At 66.8% G+C, this 15,297-nt stretch carries 19 protein-coding genes; 5 read left to right on the top strand and 14 right to left on the bottom strand.

Annotation, left to right across the window (positions count from 1 at the left end; all coding sequences use genetic code 11):
* Positions 1 to 14 precede the first annotated feature (14 nt).
* Positions 15 to 767, top strand: a complete 753-nt coding sequence (locus ON31_RS14695) for a nucleotidyltransferase domain-containing protein (RefSeq protein WP_039814156.1) — start codon at positions 15 to 17, stop codon at positions 765 to 767.
* 15 nt (positions 768 to 782) lie between these two features.
* Here the strand turns inward: ON31_RS14695 and ON31_RS14700 are convergent, their stop codons facing one another.
* The 5 genes from ON31_RS14700 to ON31_RS14720 all read right to left on the bottom strand — a co-directional run bounded on the left by ON31_RS14700 (position 783) and on the right by ON31_RS14720 (position 3,685).
* On the bottom strand, positions 783 to 1,355 hold the full coding sequence (locus tag ON31_RS14700) for a hypothetical protein (protein ID WP_039814158.1): 573 nt from the start codon (positions 1,353 to 1,355) through the stop codon (positions 783 to 785).
* A gap of 77 nt (positions 1,356 to 1,432) precedes the next feature.
* Positions 1,433 to 1,714 (bottom strand): hypothetical protein, encoded by a 282-nt coding sequence (locus ON31_RS14705; protein ID WP_039814159.1) that lies wholly within the window; start codon positions 1,712 to 1,714, stop codon positions 1,433 to 1,435.
* The gene (locus ON31_RS14710) at positions 1,711 to 2,013 is read right to left on the bottom strand and encodes a hypothetical protein (RefSeq protein WP_051037255.1); all 303 of its coding nucleotides are present in this window, start codon (positions 2,011 to 2,013) and stop codon (positions 1,711 to 1,713) included. Before ON31_RS14710 ends, ON31_RS14705 begins: the two co-directional genes overlap by 4 nt.
* Positions 2,010 to 3,362, bottom strand: a complete 1,353-nt coding sequence (locus ON31_RS14715) for a hypothetical protein (RefSeq protein WP_039814161.1) — start codon at positions 3,360 to 3,362, stop codon at positions 2,010 to 2,012. Before ON31_RS14715 ends, ON31_RS14710 begins: the two co-directional genes overlap by 4 nt.
* Complete coding sequence (locus ON31_RS14720; RefSeq protein WP_039814163.1) at positions 3,362 to 3,685, bottom strand: hypothetical protein; 324 nt, start codon at positions 3,683 to 3,685, stop codon at positions 3,362 to 3,364. Before ON31_RS14720 ends, ON31_RS14715 begins: the two co-directional genes overlap by 1 nt.
* Before the next feature lie 145 nt (positions 3,686 to 3,830).
* Between ON31_RS14720 and gcvT the strand changes: the two genes are divergently transcribed.
* Positions 3,831 to 4,931, top strand: a complete 1,101-nt coding sequence (gcvT, locus tag ON31_RS14725; RefSeq protein WP_039814198.1) for a glycine cleavage system aminomethyltransferase GcvT — start codon at positions 3,831 to 3,833, stop codon at positions 4,929 to 4,931.
* A gap of 4 nt (positions 4,932 to 4,935) precedes the next feature.
* Here the strand turns inward: gcvT and ON31_RS14730 are convergent, their stop codons facing one another.
* Genes ON31_RS14730 through ON31_RS14740 form a run of 3 tightly spaced genes read right to left on the bottom strand, consistent with a single transcriptional unit; the run spans position 4,936 to position 6,690 of the window.
* Positions 4,936 to 5,118 carry a hypothetical protein gene (locus ON31_RS14730; RefSeq protein WP_039814165.1) on the bottom strand — a complete coding sequence of 61 codons (183 nt, stop codon included), beginning with the start codon at positions 5,116 to 5,118 and terminating at the stop codon, positions 4,936 to 4,938.
* A gap of 46 nt (positions 5,119 to 5,164) precedes the next feature.
* On the bottom strand, positions 5,165 to 5,641 hold the full coding sequence (locus ON31_RS14735; protein ID WP_039814167.1) for a hypothetical protein: 477 nt from the start codon (positions 5,639 to 5,641) through the stop codon (positions 5,165 to 5,167).
* A 50-nt stretch (positions 5,642 to 5,691) separates the two neighbouring features.
* The gene (locus ON31_RS14740; RefSeq protein WP_039814168.1) at positions 5,692 to 6,690 is read right to left on the bottom strand and encodes a DUF3558 family protein; all 999 of its coding nucleotides are present in this window, start codon (positions 6,688 to 6,690) and stop codon (positions 5,692 to 5,694) included.
* Positions 6,691 to 7,305: 615 nt separating this feature from the next.
* Between ON31_RS14740 and ON31_RS14745 the strand changes: the two genes are divergently transcribed.
* Positions 7,306 to 7,893 (top strand): hypothetical protein, encoded by a 588-nt coding sequence (locus ON31_RS14745; protein ID WP_039814200.1) that lies wholly within the window; start codon positions 7,306 to 7,308, stop codon positions 7,891 to 7,893.
* Between the two features lie 10 nt (positions 7,894 to 7,903).
* Positions 7,904 to 9,004: a branched-chain amino acid aminotransferase gene (locus ON31_RS14750; protein WP_029929671.1), complete on the top strand. Its 1,101-nt coding sequence runs from the start codon at positions 7,904 to 7,906 to the stop codon at positions 9,002 to 9,004.
* A 67-nt stretch (positions 9,005 to 9,071) separates the two neighbouring features.
* Here the strand turns inward: ON31_RS14750 and ON31_RS14755 are convergent, their stop codons facing one another.
* From ON31_RS14755 to erpA, 6 genes are all read right to left on the bottom strand, one after another.
* On the bottom strand, positions 9,072 to 9,464 hold the full coding sequence (locus ON31_RS14755; RefSeq protein WP_039814170.1) for an Rv1352/Rv1906c domain-containing protein: 393 nt from the start codon (positions 9,462 to 9,464) through the stop codon (positions 9,072 to 9,074).
* A gap of 116 nt (positions 9,465 to 9,580) precedes the next feature.
* Positions 9,581 to 10,294, bottom strand: a complete 714-nt coding sequence (locus ON31_RS14760; RefSeq protein ID WP_039814172.1) for an MBL fold metallo-hydrolase — start codon at positions 10,292 to 10,294, stop codon at positions 9,581 to 9,583.
* A 122-nt stretch (positions 10,295 to 10,416) separates the two neighbouring features.
* Complete coding sequence (locus ON31_RS14765) at positions 10,417 to 11,283, bottom strand: alpha/beta fold hydrolase (RefSeq protein ID WP_039814174.1); 867 nt, start codon at positions 11,281 to 11,283, stop codon at positions 10,417 to 10,419.
* A gap of 72 nt (positions 11,284 to 11,355) precedes the next feature.
* A complete protein-coding gene (locus tag ON31_RS34680; RefSeq protein WP_051037256.1) occupies positions 11,356 to 12,210 on the bottom strand; it encodes a homoserine O-acetyltransferase/O-succinyltransferase family protein in 855 nt (284 codons plus the stop codon).
* Positions 12,211 to 12,688: 478 nt separating this feature from the next.
* Positions 12,689 to 13,660 (bottom strand): carbohydrate kinase family protein, encoded by a 972-nt coding sequence (locus ON31_RS14775; RefSeq protein ID WP_039814177.1) that lies wholly within the window; start codon positions 13,658 to 13,660, stop codon positions 12,689 to 12,691.
* Between the two features lie 262 nt (positions 13,661 to 13,922).
* Entirely contained in the window at positions 13,923 to 14,273 is a 351-nt protein-coding gene (gene erpA, locus ON31_RS14780) for an iron-sulfur cluster insertion protein ErpA (RefSeq protein ID WP_029929660.1), read from the bottom strand.
* Positions 14,274 to 14,599: 326 nt separating this feature from the next.
* On the opposite strand from erpA, the gene ON31_RS14785 reads away from it, so the two are divergent.
* Positions 14,600 to 15,256, top strand: coding sequence for a DUF3043 domain-containing protein (locus ON31_RS14785; RefSeq protein WP_029929658.1), 657 nt, complete (start codon positions 14,600 to 14,602; stop codon positions 15,254 to 15,256).
* The last annotated feature ends 41 nt before the right edge of the window (positions 15,257 to 15,297 follow it).

The following is a 15,297-nucleotide window of genomic DNA, read 5'->3' on the forward strand; positions in this document are numbered from 1 at the left end:
AGGATTGGGTGGATATGAAGTACGACGACGATGGATTTCGCGAGTACGTGGCCGAGCGGCTCGCCGCACTGCCCAACGTGCTTGCGGTCACGCTCGGCGGATCGCGCGCGCAGGGTACGCACTCACCGGACAGTGACTGGGACTTCGGGATCTACTATCGCGGTCCGTTCGATCCTGAGGGTCTGCGCGCGATCGGTTGGGAGGGAGAGGTATTCGATGTCGGTGCGTGGGGCGCCGGTGTGTTCAACGGTGGTGCGTGGCTGACCATCGACGGTCGGCACGTCGATGTGCTCTACCGCGATCTCGACGTTGTCGAACACGAGTTGAAGGAGGCTGGGGAGGGGCGGTTCCATTGGGAACCACTGATGTTCCACCTCGCGGGGATCCCGAGCTATCTCGTCGTGGCGGAACTGGCTGTGAACGAGGTCCTTCGCGGAAGCCTGCCCCGGCCGGAGTTTCCCGACGCGCTGCGGGAGTCGGCACCGAAGCAATGGCGAGAACGAGCGAATCTCACGATGCTGTATGCCAAGAAGGCTTATGTAGCACGTGGTCAGGTAGCCGAGGTCGCCGGTGCACTGGCGACGGCCGCAATGTACACAGCTCATGCCGTACTCGCCGCCCGTGGTGAATGGGTGCTCAACGAGAAGCGGTTGCTCGCCAAGGCTGGCCTGCGGGATATGGATCGCATCATCGCGGAGCTCGGTCAGGGGCCGGATTCCTTGGCCCGTGCGGTCGCCGCGACAGAGCGGTTGTTAGCCGAGCAGTAGGTGCCAGCTCGCGATTCAGCCCGTGTATGTGGTGATTCCCGTGGTGCGAATGTCTTCGAGGGCTTGCGGTGCGTAGAGGTGTGGCTCGAGGTGGACCATATAGCGGAGTAGCGGTTTGCCACGCTTCAGATATGCCTCGACCGTTACCACCAAGCCGCTGGGGCCGATGCCAGAAGATACGACCTGCTGGTAGTCCGACTCTCCACGTGAGTTCTGTTCCCACAGCTCGATCTTTCCCGCGTTGAAGCCCCAGCGAGTTATACCTTCGCGGAGTTCATCGTTCGCCTGCTGAGCTGTGTCGAAGGGACGAAAGAAGACGATCTCATCGTATGGGGCCCCGGCGGAACCGGTCGAGACGAAACCGATGGTGTTCGTCTCCACAGTTTCGGTCCTGTTGGGTCCGAGGAGTTCGAGTGTGATCATGGGCTGATCGGGACCGCCGATGATCGGGCCCATGGCTTGGCCTTCCATACCTGCTGCGGCTTTGGTCAGTTCGCGGTTGCGGAGGTCGAATCGGGCGTGGCCGGTTTGCTTGATCCGTTCGATCCCGGCCGGGGTCAGTTGTGCGAACTCGGTGGTGCTGGGCACGGGTTTCTCCTTGCCGGTCGGGACGGCGCACCCGATGGCCGCCAGCAGGATCGCTGCGATGCACAGCTGTACTTTCCTCAGAACAGATGTCCGATCGCTAAGCCGATGAGAAACGCGATCAGCACGACTACGAAGCCGGCGAATGCGGTGACGAAGCCGACGCCGATCCGGCGGGCGGTACCGGCGAACGGGAGCAGCGCTGAACCTGCCAGTGCCGGTGCGAGGATCGCCCACACCGCGTCGTTCGGGAGCCACCCGATGTAGGGCAATGAGATGCAGATGAGGCCGGCGATGGCTGCGGCGAAGGATTCGGGGCCGAACCAGTCATTGCGGAGGAAGCCGGGGTTCTGGTCGGTCACAGTGTCACCAGCCAGAAGAACAGTAGGAAGGCGCAGGCCGCCGTGGTCCCGAGGGCAGTGCCTCTAGAGGCTGAAGTTCCCTTGCGGAACAGCAGAATCGCGCCGGTCACCATCACGGCTGCGACTATGGAGAACAGCAGATGCCGGGATGGGTCGGCGACGGGGTCCGAGTTGACGATGGCTGAACCGATGGCAGCGAACAGCGCGGCTTCGAAAGCGATCGCGAGGGGCAGCGCGAGTGTTGCCCAGCGCCAGAACGAGCGATCGACTGTCCGGCTGTCGGATTCGTTGTGGATCATTTGGTCACGACCACGACGGATGGCGGGTTGTGCACGCTGCCGAGTTGGGTCGGCGCATTGCGCTGCCAGTCGGGCTGACTGAAGTCGGCCCGGAATGGGTCGAACATTGCGGTACCTCCACCGACTTCGTGATGAAATGGCAGGTTGAACAGAGGGCCCCACTGGCTGCCGGAATCCGCCGCGTCGATGAGCACAGGCCGCGCGGTTCCAGCTGAGTTGTCCTGGTATATCTCGACGGAGGGGTAATCGGTGATGAGTCCACCCGCGGCTATCCGGGCGGTTCCAGGGTTTCCGCTCTCCGGGGCGAATACTATCTCGCCGTTTACGGAATGCCCGGAAAGTGATGAGCCCGGCGGTGCGAACGGATTCACGGCGTCGTAGCGGACCAGTATTGATCCATCCTTCAGCTGTTGCGCTTCTACCTCCGGACGGTCCACCTTGACATCGCCATCGACAGTCACCGAAGGGTTCTGTCTGGTCACGATGATCCCGTTCTCGTAGTCCACATAGGTGACCACACGAGCATGTTCAGGGTCGAAGTAGGGATCCTCCTGGCGATTGTCACCCAGATCGTATTCGGGGAGGTTCGTGACCTGTGCGGCGGGAATGTAGAACGCTGAGCGGACTAAACCCTGGCCCGGAACCGGGTTGATCCGCCCGACAACGATTTCGGGCGATACGCCGTTGTACTTGGGGCTGTAGCTGTTCGGATTGAGCACTTCTGCTGTAGCCCAATCGGCCGGACTGCCGGGTGCCCGGCCGAATACCTGCTGAAAAGCAGCAGCCGAGGTGCGGATGCGTTCGGGATCGGCTCGTGGATCCGTGGATTGGGCGGACACGATCTCGGCGTAGGCGGCAGCGAGGACGGGTGCCGGCGCCGTGGCCTCCAGTTCGCGATTCGCCTGCGAGATCAGAGCTCCCCAGTGGGCGTCGTAGGTCACAAGGGCTTCGACGAGCCCGGACAGCCTCGACAGCTGGATTCCAGCCTCGGAATTCCAGTCCTCGACACCGCCGATGCTCCAGTCGTCGCCGACCGTGATCGGTGGGCGAACGTAGTTGCGGAAGATTGTTTTGATGTCGTCGATCGGGCCGGTCATGTCCCGTACCGCGCCCGCGCATGCGCTCGACAGGTTGTCGTAGGCGATCGCGATGGCACGCATTTGCGTCTGTTCTCGGTCGGCTCTCGACTCGGCGGCGTATCTGGCCTCGCCTTTCCAGGCCAGGTCGTAGATCGTGCCGTGCATGTCGTTCGATGCGGCGATGCACGTGTCGGCGATGTGGGAAGCGTTCTCGGCGACCTTCTGGTAGCCGGTCACATCCCAGTTCAGGACCTGAAGTGGAGTCGGCATCACCCACCGTCCTGCGGTGGTGCCCCGGAGTTGATATCGGTGATAGCCGCGAGACGGCTCGCAATCTCCATGTCGGTGCCGCTGTACGTTTCCGCCGACAGCGCCAGGATGGCGGAGAACTGATTGAACCGGGCCTTCAGCAGGTCCTTCGCCTGTCGGCTACGCGGGTCGGAATCGACCAATGCGCTTCCGACCGATGAGCCGAGCATACCGTTGGCTGCGGGTTCGGCACCCAGGTGGGGAGCGCTGTCGATCTGGGTGGACAGCAGTGCCAGCGCCCCCGCAGCCGCGCGGAGTCCCTCGGGATTCACTTCGAACGTCATACTTCTCCCTGGACCGCCGATACCGAGCAGACTCTAGCGCACCGACTACGGTTGATAGCTGAGTGTCATCACTATCGACGCTGGTGGGGCGGTTTCGGTTCCTGCTGGGCGGGGATTCGCGGGGGTGGCCGATAAGCTCCTACTCGTGACCGACGAGAAGCTGCTGCAGGGACCCATCCACGCCGTTCATGTCGAGCTCGGCGCTACCTTCGCACCGTTCGGGGGGTGGGAGATGCCGGTTTCTTATGCGGGGACGGTGGGGGAGCACACGGCGGTGCGGACCGCGGTGGGGCTTTTCGATGTGAGTCATTTGGGGAAGGCGACCGTCAAGGGGGCGGGGGCGGCGGCGTTCGTGAATTCGGCACTGAGCAATGATCTCGGGCGGATTCGGCCGGGGAAGGCGCAGTACACGTTGTGCTGTACGGACGAGGGTGGGGTGATCGATGATCTGATCGCCTACTACGTGTCGGATGACGAGATCTTCCTGGTGCCGAATGCGGCGAATACGGCGGCGGTGGTGGCCGAGTTGGCGAAGGCCTCGCCGGACGGGGTCACGGTCACCGATGAGCATCGGGAGTACGCGGTGTTCGCGGTGCAGGGGCCGAAGTCGGTGGAGGTGTTGACGGCGCTCGGGTTGCCGACCGAGATGGAGTACATGGCGTACGCCGACGCCGAGTGGGAGGGGCGGCCGGTTCGGGTGTGCCGCACCGGCTATACCGGGGAGCACGGGTACGAATTGCTGCCGCGCTGGGCGGATGCCGAGGCGCTGTTCCGGGCGCTCGTCGCGCAGGTGCGTGCCGCCGGTGGGCAGCCCGCGGGGCTCGGTGCCCGCGATACGTTGCGCACCGAGATGGGGTATCCGCTGCACGGACACGAACTGTCGCTGGAGATCTCGCCGGTGCAGGCTCGTGCCGGGTGGGCGGTCGGGTGGAAGAAGCCGGAGTTCTGGGGCAAGGCCGCGCTGGAGCAGGAGAAGGCGGCCGGGCCGAAGCGAATGCTGTTGGGGCTGAAGGCACTCGATCGGGGTGTGCTGCGGCAGGGGCAGGCCGTGATGCGGGGTGACGAGCGGGTGGGGGAGACCACCTCCGGCACCTTCTCGCCGACGCTCAAGATCGGCATCGCGCTCGCACTGCTCGACACCGCTGCGGGACTCGCGGAGGGGGACGAGGTGGAGGTCGACGTGCGCGGGCGTCGGCTGCGGTGCGAGGTGGTGCGGCCGCCGTTCGTGCAGGCGAAGACCGCCTGAACGGTCACCGGTCCACCGGGTGGCGGCGGTCGATGATGATGGCCGCCACCTGGGGTGCATAGGTGAGGCGAGAGAGTTGTCCGCGCGCAAAAGACATTGCCGCAGAAAGGGTCTCGATCGTCTGCTCCTGCTCGGCGATCTTGCGCTTCTGCTCACGGATAATCCTGGCCGACTCCGTCGGTCTCACCCCCCGGGGCCCCGGCGAAGACGGTTGTCAATCAAACCTTGGCCGGTTATCGGTGCTTGCTCCGTTGTCTTTCCTGAAGCCAGCGCCGAGTAGCGCGGATGGCGATCGTCACCAGTGCCACCAGCGCCGTCGCGCCGATACCGACGAAGATGAGCCAGCGTGGGCTTTCGATGACCGCCGCATCGTCGCGAACACGTAGGGCGATGACCGCTCCCCTTGGGTGCTTCGTACCGACACCCTCTAGTTTCCCGACTCCCGTCCGGCCGTCTGCCAGACGCCACGATCCGGTGCAGGTGTAGCCCCATCCGGGACGCTCGCGGTTGTTGAGCTGACAAACACGCACCTTCCCCGCCACCCGTTCTCCTGTGAGGTAGACCGCCGCATTCGGCATGGAGAAGAGCCCGATGCCGGTCAGACCGACCAGGACGATCACGGTGAGAATTATGAGGTCAGTCGACCAGTTCCGGATCCGCCACACCGCATACTCATCGGTCGACAACACTTTCGCCCCCGCATACTCCATACAGCGAGTATTGCGGATAGCGGTCACCAACTCAGGTGATCGCCGAGCGCCTACGGTCGCCCTGGGGGCAGATGGGGGACCAGGACATCCGCAACGCGGTGGAGTGCGTCGCACAATGCGGGGCGGCCCATCCCGCCGCTGTAGGACGGGCGCGAGGCCCACGCCTCCATGGCCACGATCCCGACCGTACCGCCCCAGCGCACACCCTGCGGTACGTCGAAGGCGAGCATGCACCCGGTATCACCATGCGAGACCGAGTCCACGAACACTGCGGTACGCCCGCCGACGACGACCGGTGTGAATCCGGTGCGCCAATCAGGATGCCCATAGATGTCCGAGCGGAAAAGGCGGGCCTCGGATTCGAGTACGAGGCTGAATCCTTGGCCAGCCCACTCGCAGCGGGCGGATTCCTCGTGCACGCCGGGACTCGATTCTTTCGAGGTGGGGTCGAGCCCGGCTTGTGTCACGGCCGACTCCGGTATCGAGCACGGATCCCAGACGGTGATGGGTGAGGTATCGGGCGGTGAGTCGTCGTTCTCGGGGGCGGAAGGCTGGAGTGTCCATCCGATCGTGGTCGGTGGCGACAGTTGCGGCAGGGCGCCGGCGATGGCGGTGGTGAGTTGCTTCGCGGCTGTGGACAGGCTCGTGCGTAGACTCGGGGAGTCGGTTACCGGCATCGAAGGACCACCGGCCCAATCCATTCCGCTGGTATTCACTTCGATCTCGACGTTGTGGACGCGTGCACGGATTCGCGCTTCTGCCGTATCCACCAGGGATCGGAAGCCGGCCACGAGCACGGCGTCATCACCAACCCCGGACAGCTGGGTGGGGCCATCGATCCGCTCCAGACCGACGGTGTCGGGTCTGACGGTCCGCGTCTTCGCCCAGTGGGTCCGTGATTCGCCGGTGGCCCGCAGGGTCAGTGTCAATGACCGCGACAGCGGTCCGGCCGCCGGGTAGTTCTCTCCGTCCGGCATCGGATCGTCATAAGTGATCGCACAGGTGACTCCCTGCACTATCCGAGCATTCTCGACGTACTGGGTCTGCATCGGAGTGTCTGGTCGATGCAACCCGACAGCGAAATCGCGTAGTTGCGGCTCGAGCAACGGGTCCAACTCGGCGCAGGATGGGACGGAGGTGAATCCTGTCGGTGCTTCCGGCTCGGCGGTGGTAGTGGTGCCGGCCAGTGAGCATCCCGTGGCGATAGCGATAACTCCGGAAGCGGCCACTGCGGCTAGGTATCTGCTCACTATCGTGGCTGCGCGACGCAGGACGCGATGTCGCTCCCGCGACGGCTCCCGACGGACGCTCGCGCGCGAGCCATTTATGCTAGGCAATTCGGGATCGCGTAGGCTGCCTGGCGATTCCGTGGTCAACGGAAGCCCCCCATTTCGATCTTGATGTGTGCGTACGCACGGTAGCAGGGGGGTGGTGGGCGTGAAGTTGTGCGGGGTCGTCGCGGGTCCGGGTGGGGTCGCACGGCTGGTGATGCGGTGGAGCGAGGTGTCGGTGGCGGCTGCTGCTGCCGCCGTGTACTGGCTGCTCGGTGTCCAGACTGTCCGGCATGAATTCCGCTCGCGGTCATCGCGATCGCGGCGGCGTTGGCGGTTGCCCGATGGTAAAGAAGTTGTCGCGCCGCACCCGTCGCCGCGAGACTCGTGCTCATGTCGCGAGTGGACGAAGTCTGTGACGGGCGGTTGGCGTGGACGACGGTGGATCTCGTCGTCATCGAGGACTCGTGTGCGCAGCCATTGCGGATCGCGCTCGAGGAGTTCGGGATTCAGGTCAACTTCCTGACCATCGGGCAGGCCCGGCATCTGGTGGCCGCGCTCGGGGGCGGGCGGCCGGTCGCGCCCTATGTGGTGCTGTGTTGCCATGGGATCGACGGGGCGATTCTGCTGCCGGAACTCGGGGGTGAGATCGCCGCCGCGCAGCCGTTCGACCGGCTCGGGCCGGAGGAGGTGCGTGCGCACTTCCGATTGGCGGGCAGCACCGTGATCTCGCTCGGCTGCGAGACCGGCGACAAGGAGCTGGCGCGGGCGTTCCTCGACAGCGGGGCCGCGGCCTATATCGCCCCGACCGACGCTCCGTACGGGCACGCCAGCCTGTTCGCGGCGCTGTACCTGTTCTACGAACTCACTCAGGAACGCCCGCTCGACGCGGCCGTCGCCAAGCTGCGGGCGCACGATGGGGAGCTGGCCATGTGGGAGTTTTTCCGAGGCGACACCGGCGGCTCCGGACGGGCGAATTAAACTCCCGGTCATGACTGTTGCCGCGCATTTCTCTCGCACCTCGCATCCGGCTCCCACCCCGGTGGAGCGGCGACAGGAGATTCTCGCGGCGCCCGGGTTCGGGCGGTACTTCACCGATCACATGGTGTCGCTGGACTATGTCGACGGCGAGTGGGTGAACGGGCGGGTGCAGCCGTATGCGCCGCTGTCCATGGATCCCTCGACCATGGTGTTCCACTACGGGCAGGCCATCTTCGAGGGGTTGAAGGCGTACCGGCAGTCCGATGGGAGTATCGCGACGTTCCGGGTGGACGCCAACGCGCAGCGGTTCCAGCGGTCGGCGCGGCGGATGGCCATGGCCGAGCTGCCGGAGGAGCTGTTCGTCGAGTCCATCCGGCAGCTGCTCGAGGTGGACGGGGAGTGGGTGCCGCCGGCCGGGGGTGAGGAGTCGCTGTACCTGCGGCCGTTCATGTTCGCGACCGAGGTCGGGTTGGGGGTTAAGCCCGCAGCGGGCTACAAGTACCTGCTACTCGGGTCGCCCGCGGGTGCGTACTTCGCGGGTGGGCTGAAGCCGGTGCGGGTGTGGCTGTCGACCGAATTCGTGCGGGCCGCTCCCGGCGGCACCGGTGAGGCCAAGGTGGCGGGCAACTACGCCGCCTCGCTGCTGGCTCAGCAGGAGGCCGCCGCCAAGGGCTGCGATCAGGTGGTGTGGCTGGACGCGTGCGAGCGCAACTACGTCGAGGAGATGGGCACCAACAACCTGTTCTTCGTCTTCGGCACCGGCTCCGACGCCCGCCTGGTCACCCCGGAACTGTCCGGTTCGCTGCTGCCGGGCATCACCCGCGATTCGCTGATCACCCTGGCCGCCGATGCGGGCTACCGGGTGGAGGAGCGCAAGGTCTCCGTGGCGGAATGGCGCAGCGGCGTCGAATCCGGGGAGATCACCGAGGTGTTCGGCTGTGGCACCGCGGCCGTGGTCATCCCGGTCGGATCGGTCGTCTCCGCCGAGGGTGAATTCACCATCGGCGACGGTGAGCCCGGCGAGGTCACCATGGCCCTTCGCGACACCCTCACCGGAATCCAGCGCGGCACCTTCGCCGACCGCCACGGCTGGATGCGCAAACTCGCCTGAACGTGTGATCAGGGGGAAATGGTGGCGGGACCGGCCGAGTAGCCGCCGCCACCAGTTCCCCCTCGCATCAGCCCTGGTCGGAGGAGCTGGCGGAGCCGCTGGAGTTGGCGGCGGAGCCGGTGGGGAAGGGGAACTGGGCGGTGGTTTTCAGCTTCCAGGTGCCGCAGCCGACGGTGTAGAAGGCCACGTCGCCGGCCTTGATCTCGACGGTGGCTTTGCCGTTGACCGCGCCGCCGGTTTCGATCATGGCGTCGAGTTCGGGGATCTCGGCGCTCAGGCGCGCCCAGCCGCACGCCTGCACAGCGGTCGTGGTGGTGTAGACGCCGGGTTCGATATCGACGCCGACCCGGAAGGTGCCGTCGGAGCCGATGGTGCCGGCGGCGGCCTGGGCGGGTGCGGCGGCGGCCAGGACGGCGGCGGCGGCCAGCGCCGCGCCGTTGAGCCACAGGGCTTTACGCATGAGGTGGAGTCCTTCCCCGACGGGTCGGGACGGGTCCCGGCCCAAGTTGTGAAACAAAAGCGTTTCGCAAGTTAGTCGATGAAGGACCGCACGGTGCAGGTTTCGTGGAAAGCCGATCAGCCGGGCATGAACATGTGCCACTGCTCCAGCGTCTGCGGGCGCATCACGTAATTGCTGTCGCGCACGGCGGAGAGGGCGGCGCTCGGCTCCTGGGAGTACCAGTGGCCGGGGTACACCACCGGGTCGCCCTTCAACCCGGCCAGATAGCGGAGGCTGTGGAACATGGCGTCGGAGTCGCCGCCGGGGAAGTCGGTGCGGCCGCAGCCGTCGACGAACAGGGTGTCGCCCGCGATGAGACGGTCGTCGAACAGGAAGCACTGGCTGCCCGGGGTGTGGCCGGGGGTGTGCAGCAGTTCGATCTCCAGGCCGCCGATCGCGACCTTGTCGCCGTGCTCGTGGCCGGTCAGCTCACTGGGCGCGATATCGGTGACCTGCGCGACCCAGGGCAGCTCCTCCTTGTTGACGTGCACCGGCACATCCACGTTTTCCAGGAGCTCCTTCACGCCGCGCAGGGTGAAACCGAGCATGGTGCCGCCGACGTGATCGGGGTGGTGGTGGGTGGCCAGGACGCCGCTCAGGCGCATGCCGTCACCCTCGGCGATCTCGACCAGCTCGTTCGCCGCGTAGGCCGGATCGACCACCACGCACTCGCCACTGTCGCGGTCGCCGATGAGATACGCGAAATTGCGCATCTGGGTGGCGATCGGATCGCCCACGGCCCAGTCACGGCCGGAGAGCAGTTGGCGGAAGTACACACGGTCGGATCCCATACCGGACACCCTATTGGGCGGGCGGGATCGACGGGCGGGGACTCCCGGCGCCCGCACCGAATGCGGGGACGGTCAGCGCGTGACGCGGTCGGCCGGGTCGCGGTACCGATTCCCCGGTGCGCTCATCCCGCGAGCGCCTCGCGGAGGGCGGCCGCGAAAGCCTCGGGTTCGCCGGTCTGGCCGTATTCGCCGCCGAGGAAACCGCCGTGGTCGCTCGGGAAGATGCGCATCTCGGTGCCGAGGCGCTGGGCGACGGCCTCGCTCGCGCGGCGCGCGAGCTGGCCCTCGGATTCGATGCCACCCGCCAGCACGATGCGGGTCGGGGCCGCGCGCAGGGCGTCGAAGTCGTACTCGTAGTAGGCCAGGGTGGCGAGGTTCTGCGCGAACATCACGTCGTCGCGGCTGCCGTCGTCCTCGGTCGGCATGCCCAACTCGGCGGGGTCGGGGGTGGGCCACTCGGCGAAATCGGCCGGTACCTCGCCCCGATGGCTGGACAGGGTGAGGAATTTGGCCATGGCCGGGCCGAAACCGTGCTCGGTGTAGGTGCGGCACACAGCGGTGGTGGCCGCCAGGGCGTGCGCACGGTCCGGGAGCACCTGCGCGGCGGGCGGTTCGTGCGCCACCAGGGTGCGCACCTGTTCGGGATGCTGCGCCACCAGGGCGAGTGCGTTCACGGCGCCGCCGCTGCTGGCGAACACGTCCACCGGGCCGCGATCCAGGGCGGTGATGAGCCGGTGCAGGTCGTCGGCGTGCTGGTCGGGGGTGGACTCGCGGGCGTCGTCGGTGCGGATGCTGCGCTCCACGCCGCGCGGATCGTAGGTGACGACCGTGCGATCGGTGAAGTATCCGGCCAGGGTGCCGAAACCGGCCGCACCCATGGGGGATCCGATCATCAGCAGGACGGGACCGTCACCGGCCTCGGAGTCGCGGATGTCGTAGGTGAGGATGGCGCCCGGAACCTCGAGCGTGTGTGTTTTCGGCTCGGCCATGATTCGCTCCTTCCGCAGGGGTGTGCTGTGTAGACGAACCGGCGGCGCGGAAATCATCGGCCCGGTGGCGGGTCAGATCGAGGGGATCGGCTGAGGTGCGGGGGCTGCCGGGGTGGTGGCGGTCGAGCGGGCCTGTGCGACGGCTCGAATCCAGTTGGCGAAGAACACTTCCGCGTCGGCGGTCCAGTCGGCCATCACCTCGGCCGGGTGGATCGGCAGTGGGAAGCCGTCGAGCTGGGTCGGGTCGAAGGTGGTGCGGAGGCGGACGGCGAGGTCGAGGAGGGTTTGTTCGGTGTCGTGCGGGAAGTAGCGCGACGGGATGGCGGGGAAGGGGCGCATCGGGTCGGACAGCCAGCGGCGCAGGTCGCGGCGGTGTTCGCGGGCCATGGTGTCGGGCAGGTATTCGGGGTGGCCCTGGAGGAAGATGTGGCGTAGGCCGTCGGGGCCGGTGGCGAGGTGCCATTCGGCTTCCTCGGAGTCGAGCAGAATGTCGACGCCCGCCTCCCGGAGATCGGCGGAAGTCATTGCGTTCCAGCGGGAATGGGGCACCCGCACGGGTGTCGCCAGACCTTCGACCAGTGCGGTGCCGGGATGCGCGCCCGGCTGCACGCCGCCCATGCGGTCCAGGGCGGCACCGTGTACCCAGTGGTCGCACGCACCGTGTGCGCGGTACGGCAGACGGTGACGCTCCAGTCCGTGCAGCAGATGCAGTGCGGCGTGGGCGGATTGGCAGGAGAACAGCAGTGAGGCAGCGCCCGAGCAGTCGCGCAGGATGCGGTCGACCACCGCGAGGCTGGGCTCGGCGGCGATATCCGCGGCCTTGGGTTCACTGCCGCTGATGATGAGGGCGTCCATGGCGGCCAGTGCGGGCCAATCGACGTCGATGCTCGCGCGGAGCGGGTCGATGCCGAAAAACGTGACCGCCACTTCGGATTCGGCCGCCTCCTCTGGGGATGCCCCAGTCGCCTCGGACCGGATTTCCGAGGGGCGGCCGTCCGGGCGACAGGTCGCCGAGGATTCGTCCGACGCGCATCCGGTCGCCGTTCGTCCGGACGCGACGCTCGCCGACGGGCTACCGGTCGCGGCACCGAAACCCGTTGTCCGCCAGCCCAGCCGCGCCGCGCCCGCGGCCACTGCGGCGGCAAAGACTCTGCGAGTCATACTCTCCGGCCGCAGCGACATCAGATCCACGATTCCGATTCGCACGGCTGCACCGCCCGATCGCGGTGCGTCCGATGACGCAAACACTTGTTCAATCCTTCGGAACGGGCGCGATCGGCCGACCGCGTAGATCAGTACAGAGCAGTGATCGGACAGGCGAAATGTCCGCGCAGACAGGTGCCCCGCGCACCGATCACGCGATCAGTGTGCGGGGCTCAGGCGTCCGGCAGGGAACCGGCGGGTGTCAGCGAAGAATTGTTTCGATTTCCGCCGCAGCCTCCGGGCCGTAGGCCGCGCGCAGGCGCTTCACGGCCACATCGTGGTCCAGGGTCCATTCCTGGGTGCCCACGGTTTCCAGAATGTGCACGGCGATAAGGGATCCCAGCTGCGCGGAGCGTTCCAGGCTCAGACCCGCCGTGTGGCCGGTGAGGAAGCCCGCGCGGAAACCGTCACCGACGCCGGTGGGGTCGACCTTCGAATTGTCCGGCACCACATCGACATGCAGTTCGGTGCCGTCCTTGTCGACCACCAACGCACCCTTCACACCCAGGGTGGTAACCCGGATGCCGACCCGCTCGCCGATCTCCGCGGCGGACAGGCCGGTCTTCTGCAGCAGCAGGCCCCACTCGTACTCGTTGGTGAAAAGGTATGCGGCACCGTCGATCAGGCGCAGCGCCTGCTCTCCGTCCAGGCGGGCCAGCTGCTGGGAGGGGTCGGCGGCGAACGGGATCCCGGCGGCGCGGGCCTGCTCGGTGTGCAGCAGCATGGCGTCGGGATCGTTCGCGCCGACCAGCACCAGATCGATGGCGCGGGTGCGGGCCAGTTCGCCGATGGAGATCTCGCGGGCCTCACTCATCGCGCCCGGGTAGAAGGAGGCGATCTGCGCCATGGCCTCATCGGTGGTGCAGACGAAGCGCGCCGTGTGCGCCTCGGTGGACACCTTCACCGCCGAGCAGTCCACGCCATGGGATTCCAGCCACTGCCGATAATCCGCGAAGTCGGGGCCCACCGCGCCGACCAGCAGCGGATTGCGGCCCAGCAGACCCATCGCGTAGGCGATATTGCCCGCGACACCGCCGCGGCGAATGACCAGATCGTCGACCAGGAAACTCAGCGAAACATGTTGCAGCTGATCGGCCAGCAGCACATCGGAGAACTTGCCCGGAAATCGCATGAGGTGATCGGTCGCGATGGAGGCGGACACGGCGATGGTCACGTGCGGAATCCTTCGGTGTCGTGCGCTGTGTTCAAGGCCAGGCGAAGGCACACCTGTATGCGGGACGACAGACGCGGGGGGCGGTGGGATCGGCGGCCGATGCTCGGACGCCCTCCAAAACTACACTGTCCGAGACGGGCGACTCCACCCCCGAGCGGGGGATCGGCGTGCCGATCCGGGCCGGGAGCTACGGGTTCGGTCGCGGCTGGACATGCGTCAGCGCGGAACCCCGTGGCTGGGGTTCCGCGCTGACGGCGCGACTTTAGTTGAAGCTGTCGCCGCAGGCGCAGGAGCCGGTGGCGTTCGGGTTGTCGATGGTGAAACCCTGCTTCTCGATGGTGTCGACGAAATCGATCGCCGCGCCCTGCACGTAGGGGGCGCTCATGCGGTCGACCACCAGGTTCACGCCGCCGAACTCGACGGTCAGGTCGCCGTCGAGGCTGCGGTCGTCGAAGAAGAGCTGGTAGCGCAGGCCGGCGCAGCCACCGGGCTGCACGGCGATCCGCAGCGCGAGGTCGTCGCGACCCTCCTGATCCAGCAGTGCCTTCGCCTTCGAGGCGGCGGCATCGGTCAGCGTCACCCCGTGGGTGGTGGTCTCGTTCTGCACAGTCATGAACTCTCCTAGGGCACCGTGTTCAACCGTGAACTGTGCACGGCTCAAAGGCTGTCAACGCCGCTTCCCCGGCGGCTATTCCTCATCCTACGCGGGACCCGGCGACTCATCCGCCCTACCCACCCGGACATCCGGCGGTGCGGGCGGCGCGAGCCCTCGAGCTGGGCGGTAAGCCGCGACCATGGTCGTGACCGGGCGAGATGTCCGTATATCCGGCTACCGGCGCCGCCGTTTCAGCCCGGTCGGGGCTGGGTTTCGTGTGGTCGACGACACCGGAAACGGACCACGTTTTCCGGACGAACGTGGGATCGAATAGCCTGGTCGGCGTGAAGTTCCTGCGCCGCGGCGAGTCCAGCACCACCGACGACACCACCTCCGCTTCGTCGAACGGCGATTCGGCGACGGTTGCCGAGCCGAACGTCACGCTCGGCAAGGGCCGTCCCACCCCCAAGCGGCGGGACGCCGAAGGGCGTCGGCGCGGTCCCGTGGCGCCCGCGCCCATGACCGCCAAGGAGGCGCGCGCCCGGCGCAAGGCCAATCGCGGCAACAAGGAGCAGCGCAAGGTCGCGGCCGCCCAGCGGCGCGCCGAGAATGCCGACCGGCGGGCGCGCATGCTCGCGGGTGAGGAGCAGTTCCTGCTGCCGCGCGACCGCGGCCCGGTGAAGGGATACGTGCGCGATGTGGTCGACGCGCGGCGCAACCTGCTCGGACTGTTCATGCCGCTGGCGTTGGTGTTGATTCTGACCATGTTCCTGTCGCCGGTGCTGCAGGCGTACGTCACGCTGGCCATGCTGGTCATGATGGTGTTCATGATCGCCGAGGGCTTCGTGCTGGGGCGGATCGTGAACAAGCGGGTGCGGGAACGCTTCCCGGACGCCGAGGATTCCAGCTTCTCGCTGGGCTGGTACGCGTTCGTGCGCGCCTCGCAGCTGCGCAAGATGCGGGCTCCCAAACCACGGGTGCAGCCGGGCGCGAGCGTCTAGGGGGATCGACGCGGGCGGCCCCGCTCCGAGTATCGACTCGG

This window comes from Nocardia otitidiscaviarum NBRC 14405, from assembly GCF_000308635.1.
In the GTDB taxonomy this organism is placed as follows: Bacteria; Actinomycetota; Actinomycetes; order Mycobacteriales; family Mycobacteriaceae; genus Nocardia; species Nocardia otitidiscaviarum.

Excerpts from the sequence above, each read along its gene's own strand:
- ON31_RS14755 (WP_039814170.1), bottom strand. The coding sequence starts at position 9,464 with ATGCGTAAAGCCCTGTGGCTCAACGGCGCGGCGCTGGCCGCCGCCGCC.
- ON31_RS14740 (WP_039814168.1), bottom strand. The coding sequence starts at position 6,690 with ATGCAGACCCAGTACGTCGAGAATGCTCGGATAGTGCAGGGAGTCACC.
- ON31_RS14720 (WP_039814163.1), bottom strand. The coding sequence starts at position 3,685 with ATGACGTTCGAAGTGAATCCCGAGGGACTCCGCGCGGCTGCGGGGGCG.
- erpA (WP_029929660.1), bottom strand. The coding sequence starts at position 14,273 with ATGACTGTGCAGAACGAGACCACCACCCACGGGGTGACGCTGACCGAT.
- ON31_RS14735 (WP_039814167.1), bottom strand. The coding sequence starts at position 5,641 with ATGGAGTATGCGGGGGCGAAAGTGTTGTCGACCGATGAGTATGCGGTG.
- ON31_RS14695 (WP_039814156.1), top strand. The coding sequence starts at position 15 with ATGAAGTACGACGACGATGGATTTCGCGAGTACGTGGCCGAGCGGCTC.
- ON31_RS14760 (WP_039814172.1), bottom strand. The coding sequence starts at position 10,294 with ATGGGATCCGACCGTGTGTACTTCCGCCAACTGCTCTCCGGCCGTGAC.
- ON31_RS14715 (WP_039814161.1), bottom strand. The coding sequence starts at position 3,362 with ATGCCGACTCCACTTCAGGTCCTGAACTGGGATGTGACCGGCTACCAG.
- ON31_RS14710 (WP_051037255.1), bottom strand. The coding sequence starts at position 2,013 with ATGATCCACAACGAATCCGACAGCCGGACAGTCGATCGCTCGTTCTGG.
- ON31_RS14745 (WP_039814200.1), top strand. The coding sequence starts at position 7,306 with ATGTCGCGAGTGGACGAAGTCTGTGACGGGCGGTTGGCGTGGACGACG.
- ON31_RS14750 (WP_029929671.1), top strand. The coding sequence starts at position 7,904 with ATGACTGTTGCCGCGCATTTCTCTCGCACCTCGCATCCGGCTCCCACC.
- ON31_RS14765 (WP_039814174.1), bottom strand. The coding sequence starts at position 11,283 with ATGGCCGAGCCGAAAACACACACGCTCGAGGTTCCGGGCGCCATCCTC.